The organism is Streptomyces gamaensis, assembly GCF_042656465.1.
Lineage (GTDB): Bacteria > Actinomycetota > Actinomycetes > Streptomycetales > Streptomycetaceae > Streptomyces > Streptomyces gamaensis.
On record NZ_JBHSPB010000012.1, the window covers coordinates 201,539 to 220,181 of the forward strand.

19 protein-coding genes are annotated in these 18,643 nt (G+C 73.1%); 15 read left to right on the plus strand and 4 right to left on the minus strand.

Features of this window, described 5'->3' with window-relative positions; all coding sequences use genetic code 11:
* Positions 1–10: 10 nt before the first annotated feature.
* Both ACFP1Z_RS20815 and ACFP1Z_RS20820 read right to left on the minus strand, forming a co-directional pair.
* Positions 11–1,957, minus strand: a complete 1,947-nt coding sequence (locus ACFP1Z_RS20815; protein ID WP_390318301.1) for an ABC transporter ATP-binding protein — start codon at positions 1,955–1,957, stop codon at positions 11–13.
* A gap of 74 nt (positions 1,958–2,031) precedes the next feature.
* Complete coding sequence (locus ACFP1Z_RS20820; RefSeq protein ID WP_390318188.1) at positions 2,032–3,765, minus strand: ABC transporter ATP-binding protein; 1,734 nt, start codon at positions 3,763–3,765, stop codon at positions 2,032–2,034.
* Between the two features lie 163 nt (positions 3,766–3,928).
* Between ACFP1Z_RS20820 and ACFP1Z_RS20825 the strand changes: the two genes are divergently transcribed.
* The 6 genes from ACFP1Z_RS20825 (at position 3,929) to ACFP1Z_RS20850 (ending at position 8,701) form a co-directional block, all read left to right on the plus strand.
* On the plus strand, positions 3,929–4,204 hold the full coding sequence (locus ACFP1Z_RS20825) for a MoaD/ThiS family protein (protein WP_390318302.1): 276 nt from the start codon (positions 3,929–3,931) through the stop codon (positions 4,202–4,204).
* Positions 4,205–4,215: 11 nt separating this feature from the next.
* Positions 4,216–5,601 (plus strand): hypothetical protein, encoded by a 1,386-nt coding sequence (locus tag ACFP1Z_RS20830; protein ID WP_390318190.1) that lies wholly within the window; start codon positions 4,216–4,218, stop codon positions 5,599–5,601.
* A 145-nt stretch (positions 5,602–5,746) separates the two neighbouring features.
* Positions 5,747–6,490 carry an LmeA family phospholipid-binding protein gene (locus ACFP1Z_RS20835; protein WP_390318192.1) on the plus strand — a complete coding sequence of 248 codons (744 nt, stop codon included), beginning with the start codon at positions 5,747–5,749 and terminating at the stop codon, positions 6,488–6,490.
* A gap of 647 nt (positions 6,491–7,137) precedes the next feature.
* Entirely contained in the window at positions 7,138–7,974 is an 837-nt protein-coding gene (locus tag ACFP1Z_RS20840; protein WP_390318194.1) for a sulfurtransferase, read from the plus strand.
* Between the two features lie 44 nt (positions 7,975–8,018).
* Positions 8,019–8,306: a DUF1416 domain-containing protein gene (locus tag ACFP1Z_RS20845; protein WP_390318196.1), complete on the plus strand. Its 288-nt coding sequence runs from the start codon at positions 8,019–8,021 to the stop codon at positions 8,304–8,306.
* A gap of 104 nt (positions 8,307–8,410) precedes the next feature.
* Entirely contained in the window at positions 8,411–8,701 is a 291-nt protein-coding gene (locus ACFP1Z_RS20850; RefSeq protein ID WP_390318198.1) for a DUF3099 domain-containing protein, read from the plus strand.
* Between the two features lie 16 nt (positions 8,702–8,717).
* Here ACFP1Z_RS20850 and ACFP1Z_RS20855 read toward each other — a convergent pair whose 3' ends face one another.
* Positions 8,718–9,083, minus strand: coding sequence for a DsrE family protein (locus ACFP1Z_RS20855; protein WP_390318200.1), 366 nt, complete (start codon positions 9,081–9,083; stop codon positions 8,718–8,720).
* 302 nt (positions 9,084–9,385) lie between these two features.
* Here ACFP1Z_RS20855 and ACFP1Z_RS20860 point away from each other — a divergent pair, with 302 nt between their 5' ends.
* From ACFP1Z_RS20860 to ygfZ, 6 genes are all read left to right on the plus strand, one after another.
* A complete protein-coding gene (locus tag ACFP1Z_RS20860; RefSeq protein WP_390318201.1) occupies positions 9,386–9,982 on the plus strand; it encodes a heme-binding beta-barrel domain-containing protein in 597 nt (198 codons plus the stop codon).
* 229 nt (positions 9,983–10,211) lie between these two features.
* A complete protein-coding gene (locus ACFP1Z_RS20865; protein WP_390318203.1) occupies positions 10,212–11,309 on the plus strand; it encodes a FecCD family ABC transporter permease in 1,098 nt (365 codons plus the stop codon).
* Positions 11,309–12,082: an ABC transporter ATP-binding protein gene (locus ACFP1Z_RS20870; RefSeq protein WP_390318205.1), complete on the plus strand. Its 774-nt coding sequence runs from the start codon at positions 11,309–11,311 to the stop codon at positions 12,080–12,082. Before ACFP1Z_RS20865 ends, ACFP1Z_RS20870 begins: the two co-directional genes overlap by 1 nt.
* 20 nt (positions 12,083–12,102) lie before the next feature.
* Entirely contained in the window at positions 12,103–13,176 is a 1,074-nt protein-coding gene (locus ACFP1Z_RS20875) for an ABC transporter substrate-binding protein (RefSeq protein WP_390318207.1), read from the plus strand.
* A 61-nt stretch (positions 13,177–13,237) separates the two neighbouring features.
* Positions 13,238–13,741 carry a Fur family transcriptional regulator gene (locus ACFP1Z_RS20880; protein ID WP_390318208.1) on the plus strand — a complete coding sequence of 168 codons (504 nt, stop codon included), beginning with the start codon at positions 13,238–13,240 and terminating at the stop codon, positions 13,739–13,741.
* Positions 13,742–14,025: 284 nt separating this feature from the next.
* Entirely contained in the window at positions 14,026–15,009 is a 984-nt protein-coding gene (gene ygfZ / locus ACFP1Z_RS20885; protein ID WP_390318210.1) for a CAF17-like 4Fe-4S cluster assembly/insertion protein YgfZ, read from the plus strand.
* Between the two features lie 21 nt (positions 15,010–15,030).
* Here ygfZ and dtd read toward each other — a convergent pair whose 3' ends face one another.
* Complete coding sequence (gene dtd, locus ACFP1Z_RS20890; protein WP_390318212.1) at positions 15,031–15,456, minus strand: D-aminoacyl-tRNA deacylase; 426 nt, start codon at positions 15,454–15,456, stop codon at positions 15,031–15,033.
* Positions 15,457–15,608: 152 nt separating this feature from the next.
* Here dtd and ACFP1Z_RS20895 point away from each other — a divergent pair, with 152 nt between their 5' ends.
* The 3 genes from ACFP1Z_RS20895 (at position 15,609) to ACFP1Z_RS20905 (ending at position 18,615) form a co-directional block, all read left to right on the plus strand.
* Positions 15,609–16,208: an RsiG family protein gene (locus ACFP1Z_RS20895; protein WP_390318214.1), complete on the plus strand. Its 600-nt coding sequence runs from the start codon at positions 15,609–15,611 to the stop codon at positions 16,206–16,208.
* Between the two features lie 63 nt (positions 16,209–16,271).
* A complete protein-coding gene (locus tag ACFP1Z_RS20900) occupies positions 16,272–17,246 on the plus strand; it encodes an asparaginase (protein ID WP_390318216.1) in 975 nt (324 codons plus the stop codon).
* Positions 17,247–17,376: 130 nt separating this feature from the next.
* Entirely contained in the window at positions 17,377–18,615 is a 1,239-nt protein-coding gene (locus ACFP1Z_RS20905) for a GNAT family N-acetyltransferase (protein ID WP_390318218.1), read from the plus strand.
* The last annotated feature ends 28 nt before the right edge of the window (positions 18,616–18,643 follow it).

Consider the following 18,643-nt stretch of genomic DNA (forward strand, 5'->3'; position numbering starts at 1 on the left):
CCTCCTTCCGCTACACCTCCGCGACCGGTTCCGCGAACTGGGCCTCGTACAGGCGGGCGTAGGCGCCGTCCGCCGCCAGCAGGCTCTCGTGCGTGCCCTGTTCGACGATGCGGCCCGACTCCATGACGAGGATGACGTCCGCGTCGCGGATGGTCGACAGCCGGTGCGCGATCACGAAACTCGTGCGTCCGGTGCGCAGTTGGGCCATCGCGTGCTGGATGAGCACCTCGGTGCGGGTGTCGACGGAGCTGGTCGCCTCGTCCAGGATGAGGATCGCCGGTTCCGCGAGGAACGCCCGCGCGATGGTGATCAGCTGCTTCTCGCCGACACTGACGTTGGAGCCCTCCTCGTCGATGACGGTGTCGTAGCCGTCGGGCAGGGTCCGTACGAACCGGTCGACGTGCGTGGCCCTCGCCGCCTCCACGATCTTGTCCATGGAGGCGCCCACCCGTCGCCCACCACCACCCTTGCCGGAGTCGCTTCGCGACGCCCCTTCATTCGCGCCATAGGCGATGTTCTCGGCGATCGTGCCGCCGAACAGCCAGGTGTCCTGCAGCACCATGCCGATGTTGGCACGCAGGTCCTCGCGGGACATCGCGGCGGTGTCGACGCCGTCCAGGGTGATCCGGCCGCCGCCCACCTCGTAGAAGCGCATGAGGAGGTTGACGAGCGTGGTCTTCCCGGCACCGGTCGGGCCGACGATGGCCACGGTCTGCCCGGGGGACACGGTCAGCGACAGGTCCTCGATGAGCGGCTTGTCGGGCTCGTAGCGGAAGGAGACCTTCTCGAAGGAGACCTGGCCGCGCACCCGCTCCGGGCGCGGCGCGCGCTCGGCGTCCGGGCTCTGCTCCTCGGCGTCGAGGAGCTCGAAGACCCGCTCGGCGGAGGCGACCCCGGACTGCACCATGTTGGCCATGGAGGCGACCTGGGTCAGCGGCTGGCTGAACTGGCGCGAGTACTGGACGAACGCCTGCACGTCACCGATGGACAGCGCGCCGCTGGCGACCCGCAGCCCGCCGACGACGGCGACGAGCACATAGTTGAGGTTGCCGATGAACATCATCGCGGGCTGGATGATCCCGGAGATGAACTGCGCCTTGAACGCGGCCTGGTAGAGCGCCTCGTTCTCCTCGCGGAAGGTTTCTGCGGACTCCTTCTGCCGGCCGAAGACCTTCACCAGTGAGTGCCCGGTGTACATCTCCTCGACGTGCGCGTTGAGGGTGCCGGTGCTCTTCCACTGCGCGACGAACTGCGGCTGCGCCCGCTTGCCGATCCGCGTCGCGACGATCACCGACACGGGCACGGTGACCAGCGCGACGAGCGCCAGCAGCCAGGAGATCCAGAACATCATCGCGAGCACGCCGACGACGGTGAGCACCGAGGTGACGATCTGGCTGAGGGTCTGCTGGAGGCTCTGCTGGATGTTGTCGATGTCGTTGGTGGCGCGGGAGAGGACCTCGCCGCGCTGCTGCTTGTCGAAGTAGCTCAGCGGCAGCCGGCCGAGCTTGGCCTCGACCTGCTCGCGCAGCCGGAAGACGGCGCGCTGCACGACCGAGGTGGCGATCCGGGCCTGGATCAGCTGGCACAGCGAGGCCGCCAGGTAGATGACCGTCACCCACAGCAGCGCCTGGCCGACGGCGTCGAAGTCGATGCCCCGGCCGGGGGTGAAGTCCACCGAGTTCAGCAGGTCGGCGAGTTGTCCGTTGCCCTGGGCGCGGACGCTCTCGACGGCCTGGGCCTTGCTGACGCCCTCGGGGAAGCGGCGGCCGACCACACCCGCGAAGATCAGGTCGGTGGCGTGGCCGAGGATCTTGGGGCCGATGACGCTGAGCGCCACGGCGACGACGGTCAGGGCGACCGCGACGGAGACGATCGCCCGCTCGGGCCGCAGGGTGGCCAGCAGCCGGCGGCTGGAGGCGCCGAAGTCCATGGACTTCTCGGTGGGCTGGCCGCCCATGAAGCGCGCTATGCCGGTCGCGGGCGCCGGTCCCCTGCGCTGGGCGCCGCCCGGTCGCGGCTTGTCCGGGGAGCTCACGCTGCTTCCTCCTCGGTGAGCTGGGAGAGCACGATCTCCCGGTAGGTCTCGTTCGTCGCCATCAGTTCGGAGTGGGTGCCGGTGCCGACGACGCGGCCCTCGTCGAGGACGACGATGCGGTCGGCGTCGCGGATGGTGGACACCCGCTGGGCGACGATGACGACGGTGGCCTCGCCCGTCTCACGGGAGAGGGCGGAGCGCAGCCGGGCGTCGGTGGCGTAGTCCAGCGCGGAGAAGGAGTCGTCGAAGAGGTAGATCTCCGGTTTGCGGACCAGGGCGCGGGCGATGGCGAGCCGCTGCCGCTGGCCGCCGGAGACATTGGAGCCCCCTTGCGCGATCGGCGCCTCCAGGCCGCCGTCCATGGCCTCGACGAAGTCCCGGGCCTGCGCGGTCTCCAGGGCCTGCCACAGCTCCTCGTCGGTGGCGTCGGGACGCCCGTAGCGGAGGTTGGAGGCGACGGTGCCGGAGAACAGGTACGGCTTCTGCGGGACGAGACCGACGGCGCGCGACATCAGCTCGGGGTCGACGTCGCGCACGTCGACGTCGTCGACACGGACACTGCCGGCGGTCGCGTCGAACAGCCGCGGGACGAGGCCGAGGAGCGTGGACTTGCCGCTGCCGGTGGAGCCGATGACGGCGGTGGTCTCGCCGGGGCGGGCGATCAGGGAGACGTCCTTGAGGACGGGCTCCTCGGCGCCGGGGTAGCGGAACTCCACGCCCTCCAGCTCCAGCCGGCCCCTGCGGCGCAGTTCGGTGACCGGGTTCGCGGGCGGCACGACGCTGGTGTCGGTGGCCAGCACCTCCTGCACGCGCTCGGCGCACACCTCGGCGCGCGGCACCATCATGAACATGAAGGTGGCCATCATGACGGCCATCAGGATCTGCATGAGGTAGCTGAGGAAGGCCGTCAGCGCGCCGATCTCCATGGCGCCGCTCTCGATGCGGTGCCCGCCGAACCAGACCACGGCGACGGAGGAGAGGTTCACCACGAGCATCACGGACGGGAACATCAGCGACATCAGCCGGCCGGCCCGCAGCGAGATGTCCATCAGGCCGGAGTTGGCGCCGGTGAAGCGCTCGCGCTCGTGGGCGTCGCGGACGAAGGCGCGGATCACGCGGATGCCGGCGATCTGCTCGCGCAGAACGCGGTTGACGGTGTCGATGCGCTCCTGCGCGCTGCGGAACAGCGGGCGCATCCGCCACACGATGAGCGAGACGACCGTGCCGAGCACGGGCACGATCACCAGGAGCAGGGCCGAGAGCGGCACGTCCTGGTTGAGGGCCATCACGATGCCGCCGACGCACATGATGGGCGCGGAGACCATGAGCGTGAACGCCATGAGGACCAGCAGCTGGATCTGCTGGACGTCGTTGGTGGTACGGGTGATCAGGGAGGGGGCGCCGAAGCGGCCCATCTCCCGTGCGGAGAAGGACTGCACGCGGTCGAAGACCGCGGCGCGCAGATCGCGGCCGAGGGCCATGGAGGTGCGGGCACCGTAGTAGACGGCGCCGATCGCGCAGACGATCTGGACGAGGGTCACGGCGAGCATGAAGCCGCCGTAGCGCAGGATGTAGCCGGTGTCGCCCTGGACGACGCCGCCGTCGATGATGTCCGCGTTGAGGGTGGGCAGGTACAGCGTGGCGAGCGTCTGGACGAGCTGCAGCAGCACGATCAGCGCTATGGGTCTTTGGTAGGGCCTGAGATACGCCCGGAGAAGTCGTACCAACACACATCGCAGAGTATGCGAGCGCCCCGCCGTACGGCCTCGGGTTTCTGCCGGGCGGGACGGGCGACGGGCCGGCAGCCGTCATGATGGAGTGCGCAGACGGACAGGGCTGCAGAAAGGGGTCGTCGTGACGACGAGAGACGCGGGCCCGGCACGGGGCCGGGGCCTGCCGGAACAGCGGGGGCCGGCGGGCACGATCCGCTACTGGGCCGCCGCGAAGGCCGCGGCCGGCACGGCCGAGGAGCCGTACGCGGCGGGCACGCTGGCGGAGGCGCTGGCAGCGGCGCGGCGTCGGCACGCGGCCCGGCCGGAGTTCGCCCGGGTGCTCCAGCGCTGCTCCTTCCTCGTGGACGGCGACCCGGTCGGCACGCGCGACCACACGACGGTTCGACTCGCGGAGGGCGGCACCGTCGAGGTGCTCCCGCCCTTCGCAGGAGGGTGACCCCGCCCACGATGAGCAATCAGCCGCACAACGCCTACGGACCACGCGATCCGTACGACCCGTACGAGGCGCAGCGCTACGAACAAGGGGCACAGGGCGCGCAGGGTGCCGCGGCCGGTGCCGGTTACGGGCCGTACGAACAGCCGCACGAGGGGCCGGGCCAGGAGCCGTATCCGCCGTACGACCCCTACGGCGGTTACGGGGGCGCGCCGCAGACACCGCACCCCCAGGGCCCGCACGCCGGGCACCCGCAGCAGCCGCATCCGCAGCAGCCGCAGACGCCGAGCGCGTGGCCGACGCACGGGGGGCAGGGCTGGCCGGGGGGCGAGCAGGAGCCGGTGACGCAGATCTGGCAGACGCAGACCTGGGACACCCAGTCCTGGCAGCAGCCCGCGTCCCCCGCGCCCGGCCCGGCGGACGCGCAGCACCAGCAGGCCGCGCCGCAGGGCCCTCCGCAGGGCACTCCGTGGCAGCAGCCGCCCGCGCCGCAGACTCCGGCGCAGCAGGCGGACTTCGCGCCGGCACCCGCCGCGTACGCGTACGAGCCGGTGGCGCCCGCGGCGGTGGCTCAGCCGCCGCGGACGGACCCGGCCCTGCCCGAGGTCGCCGCCGCGGGCGAGGCCGCTCCCGCGCGGCCGATGACGGCGGCGGAGAAGGCCAGGGCGGAGGGCCGGCCGCAGATCCTCTCCCCCGGTTTCCGGCCCGCGCTGATCACGGCCGTGCTCGCGGGGCTGCTCGCGGCCGGCGCGTCCGTGGGGCAGTGGGCGCTGGCGGTGCCGGTGGTGCTGCTGCAAGCGGTGACGGCCGCGGGCTGGTTCCGCCTCAACGGCATGTGGCCCGCCCGGCAGGGCATCGCGCTGGCGTTCCTGGGCGGCGTGGCCGCCGACGCCGGGCTGCTGGCCACGGGCCGCGGCCAGGCGCCGACCGTGCTCATGGGCACGCTCGGGGTGTGGGTGCTGCTGGTGATCGCGCTGCAGCTGCGCAGCCACGCGGAGCCCGACGAACGGCTCTACGGGCTGACGGCGGCGGCCGCCTCGGCGGCGGTCACCGTCATCGCGGCCGGGCAGCTGGCCGCGGCCCCCGAGGCCGTCGTGGTCGGCGCGGCCGCGGTGGCCGCGGCCGTCCTGGCGCGGGCGCTGCCGCTGCCGTCCGTCGCGGCGCCCGTGGTCGCGCTGCTCGCGGCGGCGGGCGCGGGTGTGGCGGCCGCCGGCACGAACGGGCTCGGTACGGCCGGGGGTTCGCTGCTGGGCGTGGCGGCGGGCGTGTGCGCGCTCGTCGGGCTGCGGGTCGCGAGCTACGACTACCCCTCGCGCTTCGTGCACATGACGGCGGGCGTCGCGCTGCCGCTCGCGGCGGCCGCCCCCGCCGTGTACGTCCTGGGCCGCGCCCTGGTCTGAACCGTCCTTCCGCCGGCCGGGCCGGGTCCGCTCCTTCAACCGGGGCGGACCCGGCCCGGCCGGTTTCCGCGGCGGTCCGGTTAGGCTCGACCGCACGCCCGCGGCCCCGCGGGCCCCACCGGACCCTGGGGGAGCGAGACAGCGCATGCGTGCAATACGGACCACCTTGATCGTGGCGGTGGTACTGGCCGGACTGTTCGTGGCCGCCGACCGGGTCGCCGTGTACTTCGCGGAGAACAAGGCGGCCGAGAAGATCCGCAGCAGTCAGAACCTCTCGGGTACCCCCGAGGTCTCGATCAAGGGCTTCCCGTTCCTGACGCAGGTCGCGAACTCCAGCCTCGACGAGGTGGAGGTCAAGCTGAAGGAGGGCGTCACCGCGAGCGCGGGCGGCCAGTCGGTGCGGGTCTCCCGCTTCGACGCGACCCTCAACGACGTGGCGTTCGACAGCAGCTTCACCTCCGCGACCGCGCGGAAGGCCACCGGCACCGCGCACCTGTCGTACGCGGACCTCACCAAGGCGGCGGGCGACCCGGCGGTCTCCGTCGGCTACGGCGGCGCGGGCGGCGACGGCAAGGGCGGCCAGGGGGCCGCCGGGGACAACAAGGTGAAGGTCACCGGCAAGGTGTCCTTCCTGGGTCAGACTGTCGAGCCCAGCGTCGTCTCCAGCGTGAGCGTCGTGAACGGCGACACGATCCGGCTGCGCGCCGAGGAGATCCCCGCGCAGGGCCTCCCCGGCGTGGAGCACAAGATCCGCTCGAAGATCGACTTCGACCGGAAGATCACCGGGCTGCCCCGGGGGATCACGGTCACGAAGGTCGCGGCGACGCCGGACGGCGTGGACATAACGCTGGGCGGCGACAACGTACGCCTGGCCGGCGGCGGCAACTGACCGCCGGGGCGGGGGCGTTGCGGGGTATGGAAGCGGGGGCGTTACCGGGTGCGGGACGCCTGCGGCCGGCGTTCGGAGGGGGCACCCCCGCTTCCCGACACCGGGGCTCCGCCCCGGGCCCCCGTCCGGGGGTCCAGGGGGCTTGCCCCCTGGTTACGGGAAGGGGCGGGCCAGGGGACAGAACCACCCCCCAACCGTCCGCACCCCGAGACGAACCCGTCCGCACCGCAGACTTATCGGCACCGCCCCACCCCCGCCGCGCCCGGAAAACCCTTGCATGGCGCCCTACATCCCACATACCGGACCATCCCGTCCCGGCATACGACACACCGGTGACACGCCCGCCCGCCCCTCCCTACGATCGGACGCATGAAGCGACAGGCGGACCTCACACGGCGGCGGGCAGTCGACCTGTGCCGCGTCGCCGCGATGCTCTGTCGCCACGCCTGACGGGGAACCGTCCCCGGGGCGCGCACCCCGCCCGCGCCCCTCCCCCGTCGCAACTCCCGCTTTCTCTCGGCCTGTTCGAGGCCCCCGATCCGTTCGCCGCGCGGCACCGTACGCCCGCAGTGGCAGGCGCCACCGCGCTCCCCCACAGCCCTGAACGGGCGTGGGGGTACCCCCAAACCGCCCCGGAGGAGAACAGCATGAGCCGCAGTGACGTCCTGGTGGACGCCGACTGGGTCCAGGCCCGGCTCGACGACCCGAGCGTCGTACTGGTCGAGGTCGACGAGGACACCTCGGCCTACGACAAGAACCACATCAAGAACGCCGTCCGCATCGACTGGAAGAGCGATCTGCAGGACCCGGTGCGCCGCGACTTCGTCGACCAGGCGGGCTTCGAGAAGCTGCTGTCGGACAAGGGCATCGCCAACGACCACACGGTCGTCCTCTACGGCGGCAACAACAACTGGTTCGCCGCCTACGCGTACTGGTACTTCAAGCTCTACGGGCACCGGGACGTGCGGCTGCTCGACGGCGGCCGCAAGAAGTGGGAGCTGGACTCCCGCGACCTGGTCGCCGAGGTCCCCAAGCGGGCGCGCACCGAGTACCGGGCGCAGCCGCAGGACTCCTCCATCCGCGCCTTCCGCGACGACGTGATCGCCGCGATCGGCAGCCTCAACCTCGTCGACGTGCGCTCCCCCGACGAGTTCAGCGGCAAGCTGCTCGCCCCGGCGCACCTGCCGCAGGAGCAGTCGCAGCGCCCCGGCCACGTGCCGAGCGCCCGCAACATCCCCTGGTCGAAGGCGGCCAACGACGACGGCACGTTCAGGTCGGACGCCGAGCTGAGGGAGATCTACGAGGCGGCGGGCGTGGACCTGGCCAAGGACACCATCGCCTACTGCCGTATCGGCGAGCGCTCCGCGCACACCTGGTTCGTGCTGCACGAGCTGCTGGGGCAGGCCAACGTCCGCAACTACGACGGCTCGTGGACCGAGTACGGCTCGCTCGTCGGCGTGCCGATCGAGCTCGGCGCCCACTGACACCTCTCCCCCGCATCTCCCGCGAACACAGACAGGAACCGCTCATGTGTGGAGCAAAGGCCGGCGGCCCCGACGCCTCGTCCGCCACGTCCGGTGAGACCACGATCCAGGGCTCGGTGACCCGCGACGGCGTGCCCGTGGCCGGTTACGTGCGTCTCCTCGACGCCACCGGGGAGTTCACCGCCGAGGTGCCCACGTCCGCGACCGGACAGTTCCGCTTCTACGCGGCCGAGGGCACCTGGACCGTACGCGCCCTGGTGCCCGGCGCGAGCGCCGACCGCACGGTCGTCGCGACGCGGGGCGGCCGGGCCGAGGTCGCGATCGCGGTCTGAGGCCGGCGGCTCGCGGCCGGCGCCGCGAGGGCCGCGTCCGCAGGGGTTGGACACCGCGCGGACGAGGCCTTCGCGGCGTGCCCGTGCCGCCGTACCGTGGAGGTATGTACGCACGGCGGCGCCACTGGTACTTCGCCATGATGGGCACCTGCATCGGGCTGTTCGTCCTGGCCTGGGCCGTGGTGCGGCTGTGGTCCGTGCCGGCCGCCGTGGCCATGTGCCTGGCCGCCATGGTCATCCCGCCCGCCGCCGCGATCGTCGCGAACCGGCGCGGCCCCGACGACCACTGGTGGGACGACCCCACCGGGGACCCGAAGTCCGACGAGTGGTGGGACGAACTGGACGGCAAACGGCCGCCGTACCGGGGGCGGGGGCGGTTCTGGGACCGCTCGTAGCGGGGTTCCGGTGCGGCTAGTAGACGAGCGCCTGCACGCCGTCGGCCATGGCCTCGCTGACGAAGACCTGCGCGCCGGCGATGCGCGCGCCCTCGATGAGGTCCTTCTCCTCGATGCCCCGGCGGGCCGCGCACTGCGTGCACACCGTGATCGTGCCGCCCCCGGCCAGGATGCCGTCGATGAGACCGGGCAGCGGCGCCGCGTGCGGCAGCTCGAATTCCGCCGCCCGCCCCGGCAGCGCGAACCACGACGACTCGCCCGTCAGCCAGAGCGAGACCTCGACCCCGCTCGCGACGGCGACGGCCGCCACCGTGAACGCCTGCGAGCACCGCTCGGGCGCGTCCGCGCCGGCGGTCACCTTGAGTACCAGCTTCTTGGCCATGCGGTCACCCTACGGGCCCGGACCCGGCCCGTACCCCGGACCCGGTCAACCTCACAGAGCCGCCTCCGACGCGGCCGACTAGACTCGGCCACGGTCCGTACAACACCTCACTTCCGACCGAGGAGCGCGCTCGTGCTTGAGGCAGTCTTCACCGCCCTGCTGGTCCTGGTTGTCGTCGGCGTCGTCGCCTTCACCGGTCTGGCCTGGAAGAAGCTGTACCAGGGCCAGCGCTGACCGGAAGGCGCCCGTGAAGGGCCCCCGGCAGCCGTCCGCCACCCGACTCCCACAGATCGTCTGAGCCCATGATCGAGATCCCGTCCGACCTCCATCCGAGCCTCGTCCCCCTGGCCTTCCTCCTCGGCAGGTGGGAGGGCGCCGGCGTCGCCGACTTCCCCGGTGACGAGAAGTGCAACTTCGGGCAGGAGGTCGTCTTCAGCCATGACGGCCGGGACTTCCTGGAGTACGTCTCGCACAGCTGGGTGCTCGACGCCGAGGGCAAGCCGGGCAGGCCGCTGGAGACGGAGAGCGGCTACTGGCGGATCGACAAGGACCGCAAGGTCGAGGTCGTGATGGTCCGCGACCAGGGCGTGGCCGAGGTCTGGTACGGCGAGCTCGCCGACCAGAAGCCGCAGATCGACCTGGCGACGGACGCCGTCGCGCGGACCGACGTCGCCCGCCCGTACTCCGGCGGCAAGCGGCTGTACGGCTACGTCAAGGGCGATCTGATGTGGGTGGGCGAGAAGGCCACCCCGGAGGTGCCGCTGCGCCCGTACATGTCGGCGCACCTGAAGAAGGTCGCCGACCTCGCCGAGTGGGCCCGCAACCTGCCCGAGGACCTGCCGGACGGCGTCGCCTTCTACCGCGAGGACGGCACGCCCTACAACCCGGAACAGGCCTGACGCGCCAGCACCACCAGCAAGAAGCGTCCCGTGGGGGAAGTCCGGTCGAAGTCCGGCGCTGACCCGCAACGGTGGGCGGAGATCCCGCAGGGATCCCGCGAGCCCGATCACCCACGGCGGCGTGAGCTCCTGACAACTCGCCGTGGACTGCGAGGGGAGGCCCGGCGGCTCGCTCCCCGGGCGGCTCCTGGTACGTAGGGACGGCCCGAGGCGAAGGCGAAACGCTCTCGTGGCGACGACACAGCAGGCCCCCGCCCGTACCGCGCCCGGCGGGCGGGGCAGTCCACCGCCCCGGCGGCTGCCCGTCGCGCCCCTGGCCGCCGTTCTCGGCGCGGCCCTGCTGCTGTCCGTGGTCTGCGGCGCCGTCCTCGGCTCCGCCGGGATCGGCTGGGCGAGCACCCTGCGCTATCTGTGGGCGGGGCTGACGGGCGGGACGATCGCGCCGGGCGAGGTGTCCGCCTACACCATCGTGTGGGAACTGCGCTTCCCGCGCGCCCTGCTGGCCGCCGCCGTCGGCGCGGGACTGTCGGCGATCGGCGTGGCCCTGCAGGCCATGGTCCGCAACGCGCTCGCCGACCCGTTCGTCCTCGGCATCTCCTCCGGCGCCGCGATCGGCGCGAACGCGGTGCTGCTGTTCGGCGCGCTGGCCTCGCTGGGCGTGTGGGCGCTGTCCGCGGCCGCGTTCAGCTCCGCGCTGGGCGCGATGGCGCTCGTCTATCTGGCGGCGCGCACCCCGCAGGGGCTGACCCCGCTGCGGCTGGTGCTGACCGGTTCCGCGATGTACTACGGCTTCTCCGCCGTCACCACCCTGATGGTCTTCTTCGCCGAGCGGGGCGAGGCCGCCCGCTCGGCGATGATGTGGCTGCTCGGCAGCCTGGGCGGCGCCACCTGGGCGTCCCTGCCGGTCGCGGCGGTGGCCGTGGCGGCGGGGACGGGCTGGCTGCTGTGGGTGGCGCCCGGTCTGGACGCGCTGGCCATGGGCGACGAGACGGCGAGCGCGCTGGGCGTGGACCCGGCGCGGCTGCGGCGCGCGCTGTTCGCGGTCGCGGCGGCCGTCACCGGTGCCGTGGTCGCCGTCAGCGGCGCGATCGGTTTCGTGGGGCTGGTGGTGCCGCACGTGACACGGATGCTCGTCGGAGCGGGACACCGCAGGCTCCTGGTGATCGCCCCCCTGCTGGGCGCGGTCCTGCTGGTATGGGTCGACATCGCCTCCCGGCTGCTCCTGGCCCCGGTCGAACTCCCCGTGGGCGTGGTGACGGCGGTCGTCGGCGTACCGTGCTTCGTCCTGCTGATGCGACGTCGCGGGCATGCGCTGGGGGGTGCGTGATGCGCGTCGACCTCGACGGTGTCTGTGTCGACATCGCCGGCAACCGTCTGGTGGCGGACGTTCGACTGCGGGCGGACAGCGGGCAGTTCGTGGGCGTCGTCGGGCCGAACGGCAGCGGCAAGTCCACGCTGCTGCGCTGCGTCTACCGCGCCCTGCGGCCCTCCGCGGGCGTGGTGCGGCTCGACGGTGACGACGTGCACGCGCTCTCCGCCCGCGAGGGCGCCCGGCGGCTCGCCGCGCTGCCGCAGGAGTCGGTGAGCGAGTTCGGTTTCACGGCCGCCGAGGTCGTGGCCATGGGACGGCTGCCGCACCGGGGCGCCGCCGGGCGCGCCGGCGGACGGGACGCGGAGATCTGCGCCGAGGCGCTCGCCCGCGTGGGCGCGGCCCACCTCGCGGAGCGGGCCTTCCCCACCCTCTCCGGCGGCGAGAAGCAGCGGGTGCTCATCGCCCGCGCGCTCGCCCAGCAGCCGAGGGTGCTGGTCCTGGACGAGCCCACCAACCACCTCGACATCGCCCAGCAGTTGGAGGTGCTCGCGCTGGTGCGCGGCGCGGGCGTGACCGTCCTGGCCGCGCTGCACGACCTGGATCTGGCGGCCGCGCACTGCGACGTGCTGTACGTCGTCGCGGGCGGCCGCGTCGTGGCCTCCGGGCCGCCCGGGGACGTCCTCACCGCGGAGCTGCTGGCCGAGGTCTTCGGGGTACGGGCGCACCGCGTGCCGCACCCCGAGACCGGTGCCCCGCGTCTGCTCTTCGACCGCCTGCCCGCCTCCTGACCACGACGACAAGGCCGCCCATGCCCGTACGCACCGCCTGTTCCCGTAACGCCCGTACCGTCCGTACCGCCCGTACCTTCCGGATCGCGCTCGCCCTGCTCGCCGCCGGTGCCCTCGCCGGCTGCGGCGCGAAGGTCGCCGACGGCGGCGAGCGCACCGGGGCCGCGCCGTCGGCCCACTACCCCGTCACCGTCGAGAACTGCGGCACGAAGCACACCTTCGACAAAGCCCCGCAGCGCGTGGTCACCAACGACGTCGGCATCGCCGAGATCATGTTCGCGCTCGGCCTGGAGGACCGCATGGCCGGCTACGTCGCCCCCGACTACCGCACCGCCCGCACCACCGACGGGCCCGTGCCGTGGGCCGACGGCTACCGCAGGGCCACGTGGCTGTCCAAGCAGCAGATCACCAAGGAGCTGGTCCTCGACGCGAAGGCCGACCTGGTCTTCGCCGGCTGGAACTACGGCTTCGGCGAGGGCAAGGACTTCACGCCCGAGGCGCTGAAGAAGATCGGCGTGGACAGCTATGTGCTCACCGAGTCCTGCCGCAACGGCGGCTCCGGCACCTCGCGCGGCGTGATGCCGCCGCTGGAGGCCCTCTACACCGACCTGGAGAACCTGGGGAAGGTCTTCGACGTCGAGGACCGCGCGAACAAGCTCGTCGCCGGCTTCAGGAAGCAGGTCGCCGACGCGCAGGCCGGCCTCCCCCGGGACGGGAAGCGGCCGAGCGTCTTCCTCTACGACAGCGGCCAGGACAAGCCGACCACTTCCGGCGCGTTCGGTGCCCCGCAGGACATCATCGCCAAGGCCGGCGGCGAGAACCTGATGCAGGACCTCAAGGACTCCTGGACGGAGGTGAGTTGGGAGTCCGTCGTCGACCGCGACCCGGAGGTCATCGTCGTCAACAACTACGGGGACGTGACCGCCGAGCAGAAGAAGCAGTTCCTGAAGTCGTACCCGCCGCTCGCGAACGTCTCCGCCGTCAAGAACGACCGCATCTTCGTCCTGGACTACGTCGACCTGGTCGAGAGCCCCCGCAACCCGTCGGCGATCGCCGCGCTCGCGCGGTACCTGAAGGAGGCCCGCGCCTCCTGAACCTCCCGCCCCGGCCGCGCGCGGGGCGCCCGTACGCCGTGGCGCTCCTAGACTTGGGGGCGTGGTGGACACGGACTGGCAGAGCAAGATCCGCAAGCGCGGCTACAGGCTGACGCCGCAGCGCCAGCTCGTCCTGGAGGCGGTGGACCGGCTGGAGCACGCGACGCCGGACGACATCCTCACGGAGGTCCGCAAGACGGCGGGCGGGGTCAACATCTCCACCGTCTACCGGACCCTGGAGCTCCTGGAGGAACTGGGCCTGGTCAGCCACGCCCACCTCGGCCACGGCGCCCCCACCTACCACCTCGCGGACCGGCACCACCACATACACCTGGTGTGCCGCGACTGCACCGGGGTGATCGAGGCCGATCTGTCGGAGGCGGCGCAGTTCACGGAACGGCTGCGCGCGAAGTTCGGCTTCGACACGGACATGAAACACTTCGCGATCTTCGGCCGGTGCGGGGCCTGTACGGATGCGGGCCGCTCCGCGGAGGACGGGCGCGGGAGCGCCCCGAACCGGGGCACGGGTCCGGCGCGGCCGCGGTCCGGCACGGACGCGGGCTGATCCGGACCGCGGCCCGGCCGGGACCTGAGGCCGGCGGCGGCCCGGCCGGGGCGTGAGGCGACCGGCAACGGTGCGCCCTCGGCGCGCGCCGCCCCGGGAAACGGCCCGGGCCGACAGCGCCCGGCGGCCGCGGAGACGGCCCGGCCGGCCCGGGAGGCCGCCAACGACCCCGCCCGGCGAGAGCCCGTCGCCGCAGCGGCCCGGCGCACGCCGATCCCAGAAGCCCCGAAGCGGCCCCCTCCGGGGCGTAAAGCGACCGCGTCAGCGGTCGTAGGCTTGATCCCATGCCGCGTCAATCGAAAGCCAGCCCGCTTCTGTCGCTGCCCGGTGCCGTCGCCGCCGAGAGCCCCGACGAAGGTGTCGCCGCGCACTACGGCGAGTTGTTCCGCGAGCAGCGCGCGCTCGCGGACGGCTCCGGTTTCGTCGACCTTTCGCACCGCGGGGTCGTCACGGTCTCGGGAGCGGACCGGCTGAGCTGGCTGCACCTGCTGCTCACCCAGCACGTCAGTGAACTCCCGCCCGGGCAGGCCACCGAGGCGCTCGTGCTGTCCGCGAACGGCCACATCGAGCACGCGCTGTATCTCGTCGACGACGGCGCGACGACCTGGGTGCACGTCGAGCCGGGCACCCAGGAGGCGCTCATCGGCTATCTGGAGAGCATGAAGTTCTTCTACCAGGTCGAGGTCGCCGACCGGACCGGCGAGTTCGCGGTGGTGCACCTGCCGGCCGGTTCGATCGTGCCGACGCCCGAGGGCGTGGTGGCCCGCGAAACGTCGTACGGGCGCGATCTGTTCCTGCCGCGCGAGCGCCTGGAGGCGTTCGCGCGGGAGCACGGCCCGGCGGCGGGGGTGCTGGCGTACGAGGCGCTGCGCGTCGAGGCGCACCGCCCGCGGGTGGGTCTGGAGACCGACCACCGCACGATCCCGCACGAGCTGGGCTGGATCGGTACGGCCGTGCATCTGAACAAGGGCTGCTACCGGGGCCAGGAGACGGTCGCCCGCGTCCAGAATCTGGGGAAGCCGCCGCGCCGGCTGGTGTTCCTGCACCTCGACGGCAGCGAGGTGGGCCTGCCGGGCCACGGCGCCCCGGTCCGGCTGGCCGCGGACGGCCCGGAGGGCCGCCAGCTGGGCTTCGTGACGACCTCGGCCCGCCACCACGAGCTGGGCCCGGTCGCCCTGGCCCTGGTCAAGCGCAATGTCCCGGTGGACGCCCCGCTCCTGGTGGGCGAGGGCACGGCGGCGAGCCAGGAGACCGTGGTCGAGCCGTAGCACGACGGCGCGCCGGACCTCTCACGCCTCCAGCAGCACCGTGAACGGGCCGTTGTTCGTGAGCGAGACCTTCATGTCCGCTCCGAAGCGGCCCGTCTCCACGTGGGCCCCCAGTGCCCGCAGTTGCGCGACGACTTCGTCGACGAGGGGTTCGGCGACGTCGCCCGGGGCGGCGGCGTGCCACGTGGGGCGGCGGCCCTTGCGCGCGTCACCGTAGAGGGTGAACTGCGAGATCACCAGAAGCGGCGCGGAGACGTCCGAGCAGGACTTCTCGTCCTCCAGGATCCGCAGGGTCCACAGCTTGCGGGCGAGCTGTGCCGCCTTCTGCGGGGTGTCCTCGTGCGTGACCCCGACCAGCACGCACAGGCCCTGCCCGATGATCTCTCCGACGGTCTCGCCGTCGACGGCGACGCTCGCCCCGTCCACTCTCTGCACCACTGCACGCATACGGTCCATGATGCCGTGCGTCCATCCAGGTCCCATCGGGTACCGAGAGCCTGCGCCCGGGCATCGCACAGTGGCACGATGCGTGCAGGCGGCGCTCCGTACGGCGACGGGATCCGGGCCGTGCGCCGCCCCGAGGGGAACGGACGACGCGCATGACGACACCCATTGAGGACAGCAGCACGCGCACCGCGGCGGACAGTGGTGCGCGCGGCACCCCGAGGCCGCCCAGGCAGCGCACGGGGCGGCAGGCGGACGTCCCCGGGCGGGCCCTGGCGGAGCTGCGGCTGACGGAGCTGCGGGCGCTGCGCCGGGAAGCGCTGCGGGACGAGGCGGACCAGAGCTACGTGCGCCGGCTGTTGCAGGGCCGGATCGACATCCTGCGGGCCGAGCTGGCGCGGCGCGCGCAGCCGGGGGCGCGGGTCTGTGAGCGGCTGGCGGTGGACCGGCTGTCGCGGATCCTGGCGGACGGTCCGGCGGCGCACCGCTCCTCGGCCCGGCACGTGACGCTGGGCACCCCGCACAGCGAGGAGCCGCGCCGGCTGGCGGAGTCGATGCTCGCGGAGGTCGGGCTGTCGGACCTGGGCGCGCGGACGGACGCCGAGCTGCGCGAGGGTCTGGCGCGGCTGGAGGCGTACGAGCGGCGGGTCTCGGTGCAGCGCCGTGGTCTGCAGCGCACGGCGGACGATTGCGGGGCCGAGATCGCCCGCAGGTACCGTGAAGGGGAAGCACAAGTGGACGACCTCCTTCCCTGAGCCCCTGGCAGGGCCGGACCGGGGCCGCCGCTTGAATCCCCCCGCACCCCCGGAAGGCCGACGATGACCTCCTCGACCCCTGCCCCCGCTCGCCCCGGCATATCCCCGGCCCTCGCCGAGGTCGTCCGGTCCGGCTTCGTCGAGGGCCTGCACCGCGGCTCGCTGGTGCTGCTGGCGGCGGACGGCAGTGTGGAGCTGGCACTCGGCGATGTGACCGCGCCCGTCTTCCCGCGTTCCGCGAACAAGCCGATGCAGGCGGCGGCGATCCTGCGCGCGGGCCTGGAGCTGTCCGGGGAGCGGCTGGCGCTGGCGGCGGCGAGCCACTCCGGCGAGGGCTTCCACCTGGATCTGGTGCGCAGGATGCTCGCGGAGTTCGGGCTGCCGGAGAGCGCCCTGCGGACCCCGCCGGACCTGCCGTACGACCCGGCGGAGGCGGAGCTGTACCTGGCGGCTGGCAAGGTCCGCGACAGGGTCACCATGAACTGCTCCGGCAAGCACGCGGCGATGATGGCGGCCTGCGCCGTCAACGACTGGCCCGTCGAGAGCTATCTGGACCCCGCCCACCCGCTGCAGCAGCTGACGCTGCGGACCGTGCAGGAGGCGGCCGGTGAGCGGGTCGCGCACGTCGGTACGGACGGCTGCGGCGCCCCGCTGATGTCCCTGTCGCTGACCGGTCTGGCACGCGCCTTCCGGGCGTTCGTACTGGCCGGGGAGGGCAGCGCGGAGCGCCGCGTCGCGGACGCGATGCGCGCGCACCCCGAGTACGTGGCCGGTACCCGCCGTCCCGACACCTGGCTGATGCGCGAGCTGCCGGGCACGCTGTCGAAGATGGGCGCCGAGGCGGTGCAGGCGGTGGCCCTGCCGGACGGCCGCGCCCTCGCCTTCAAGATCGACGACGGTGCGGCGCGGGCCACCGGCCCGGTGCTCGCGCGCGCCCTGGACCTGCTGGGCGTGGAGAGCCCGGTCGTGGCCCGGATCGCGGAGGCGCCGCTGCTGGGCGGCGGGGTGCCGGTCGGGGAGATCCGCGCGGCGTTCTGAGGACGGGTGCCGCCGCCGTAGGCAGCGCGTGTACGGCCCGTACGCGCGCCGCTCACGGCGGCGGCGCGGACCCTAGGGCTCCGGAAAAAACCGTGTGCGGCCCGCGCGTTCACGCCTCTAGCGTGGCGTCATGAGCCCGGAGATCCGCCATGTGAACGTGCCGGACGTCCCCGACTGGCTGCGCGCGGCGCGCACCGCCTTCCTGCAAGGGCCGGTCGTCACGGACGCCGACATCGCCTACCACAGCAAGGTCCTCGACCCGGAGCGCTCGCTCGGCGCGTTCGACGAGGGCCGCTGCGTGGCGACGTTCCGCAGTTTCCCGCAGCAACTGACCGTGCCCGGCGGGGCGTTCGTCCCCGCCGACGCCGTCAGCCTGGTGACGGTGGCCGCCACGCACCGCCGGCGCGGACTGCTCAGCGCGATGATGGGGCGGGACCTGAGGGCCGCCAAGGAGCGCGGGGACACCGTCGCCACGCTGATCTCCGCCGAGTACCCGATCTACGGCCGGTACGGCTTCGGCCCGGCCACCTGGGTCACACAGTTCGAGGTGGACGTGCCCCGCACGGGCCTGGACCGGCGGTACGCGGGCCCCGGCTGCGGCGGCCGCGTCGACTTCGCGGACGCCGCGGCCGTACGCGAGCAGGGCCCGGCCCTGTACGAGCGGGTGCGTCCGACGCGGCCCGGTTTCGTCGACCGCGACGAGCGCTGGTGGCAGCGGCACTTGGGCGAGCTGGGGCTCGATCTGCCGCGCACCGAACCGTATTACGTGCTCTACCGCTCCCCCGAGGGCCGCGTCGACGGCCTCCTCGCCTACACCGTCAAGGACCGCTGGCCGGGCAAGCTGCCGCAGGGCACCGCCAAGGTCAAGAACCTGGTGGCCGCCACACCGCAGGCCGAACGCGCCCTGTGGCACTTCCTGTTGAGCGTCGACTGGGTCCTCACCGTCGACACCGGATTCCGCGCCCCCGACGACCTGCTGCCGCTCCTGCTGCCCGAACCCCGCGCGGCCCGCCCCGTCGCCCACGCCGACCACCTGTGGGTACGCCCGCTGGACGTACCGGCGCTGCTGTCGGCCCGTACGTACGGCACCGCCGGCACGCTCGTCCTGGACGTGACCGACCCCGCCGGATACGCGGACGGCCGCTTCCTGCTGGAAGCCGGCCCGGACGGCGCGAGCTGCACGCCCACCACGCGGCCGGCCGATCTCGCGCTGGACGTGGGCGAGTTGGGCACGCTCGCCCTCGGCGACGAGTCGGTGACACGCCTGGTCGCCCTGGGCCGGGCCCGCGAGGAACGCACCGGCGCGGCGGCCCTCGCGGACATCATGCTGCGCACGGCACGCAGACCGTGGTGCCCGCACTCGTTCTGACGGCCGCCGGCCCGGTCCGGGGATTCCG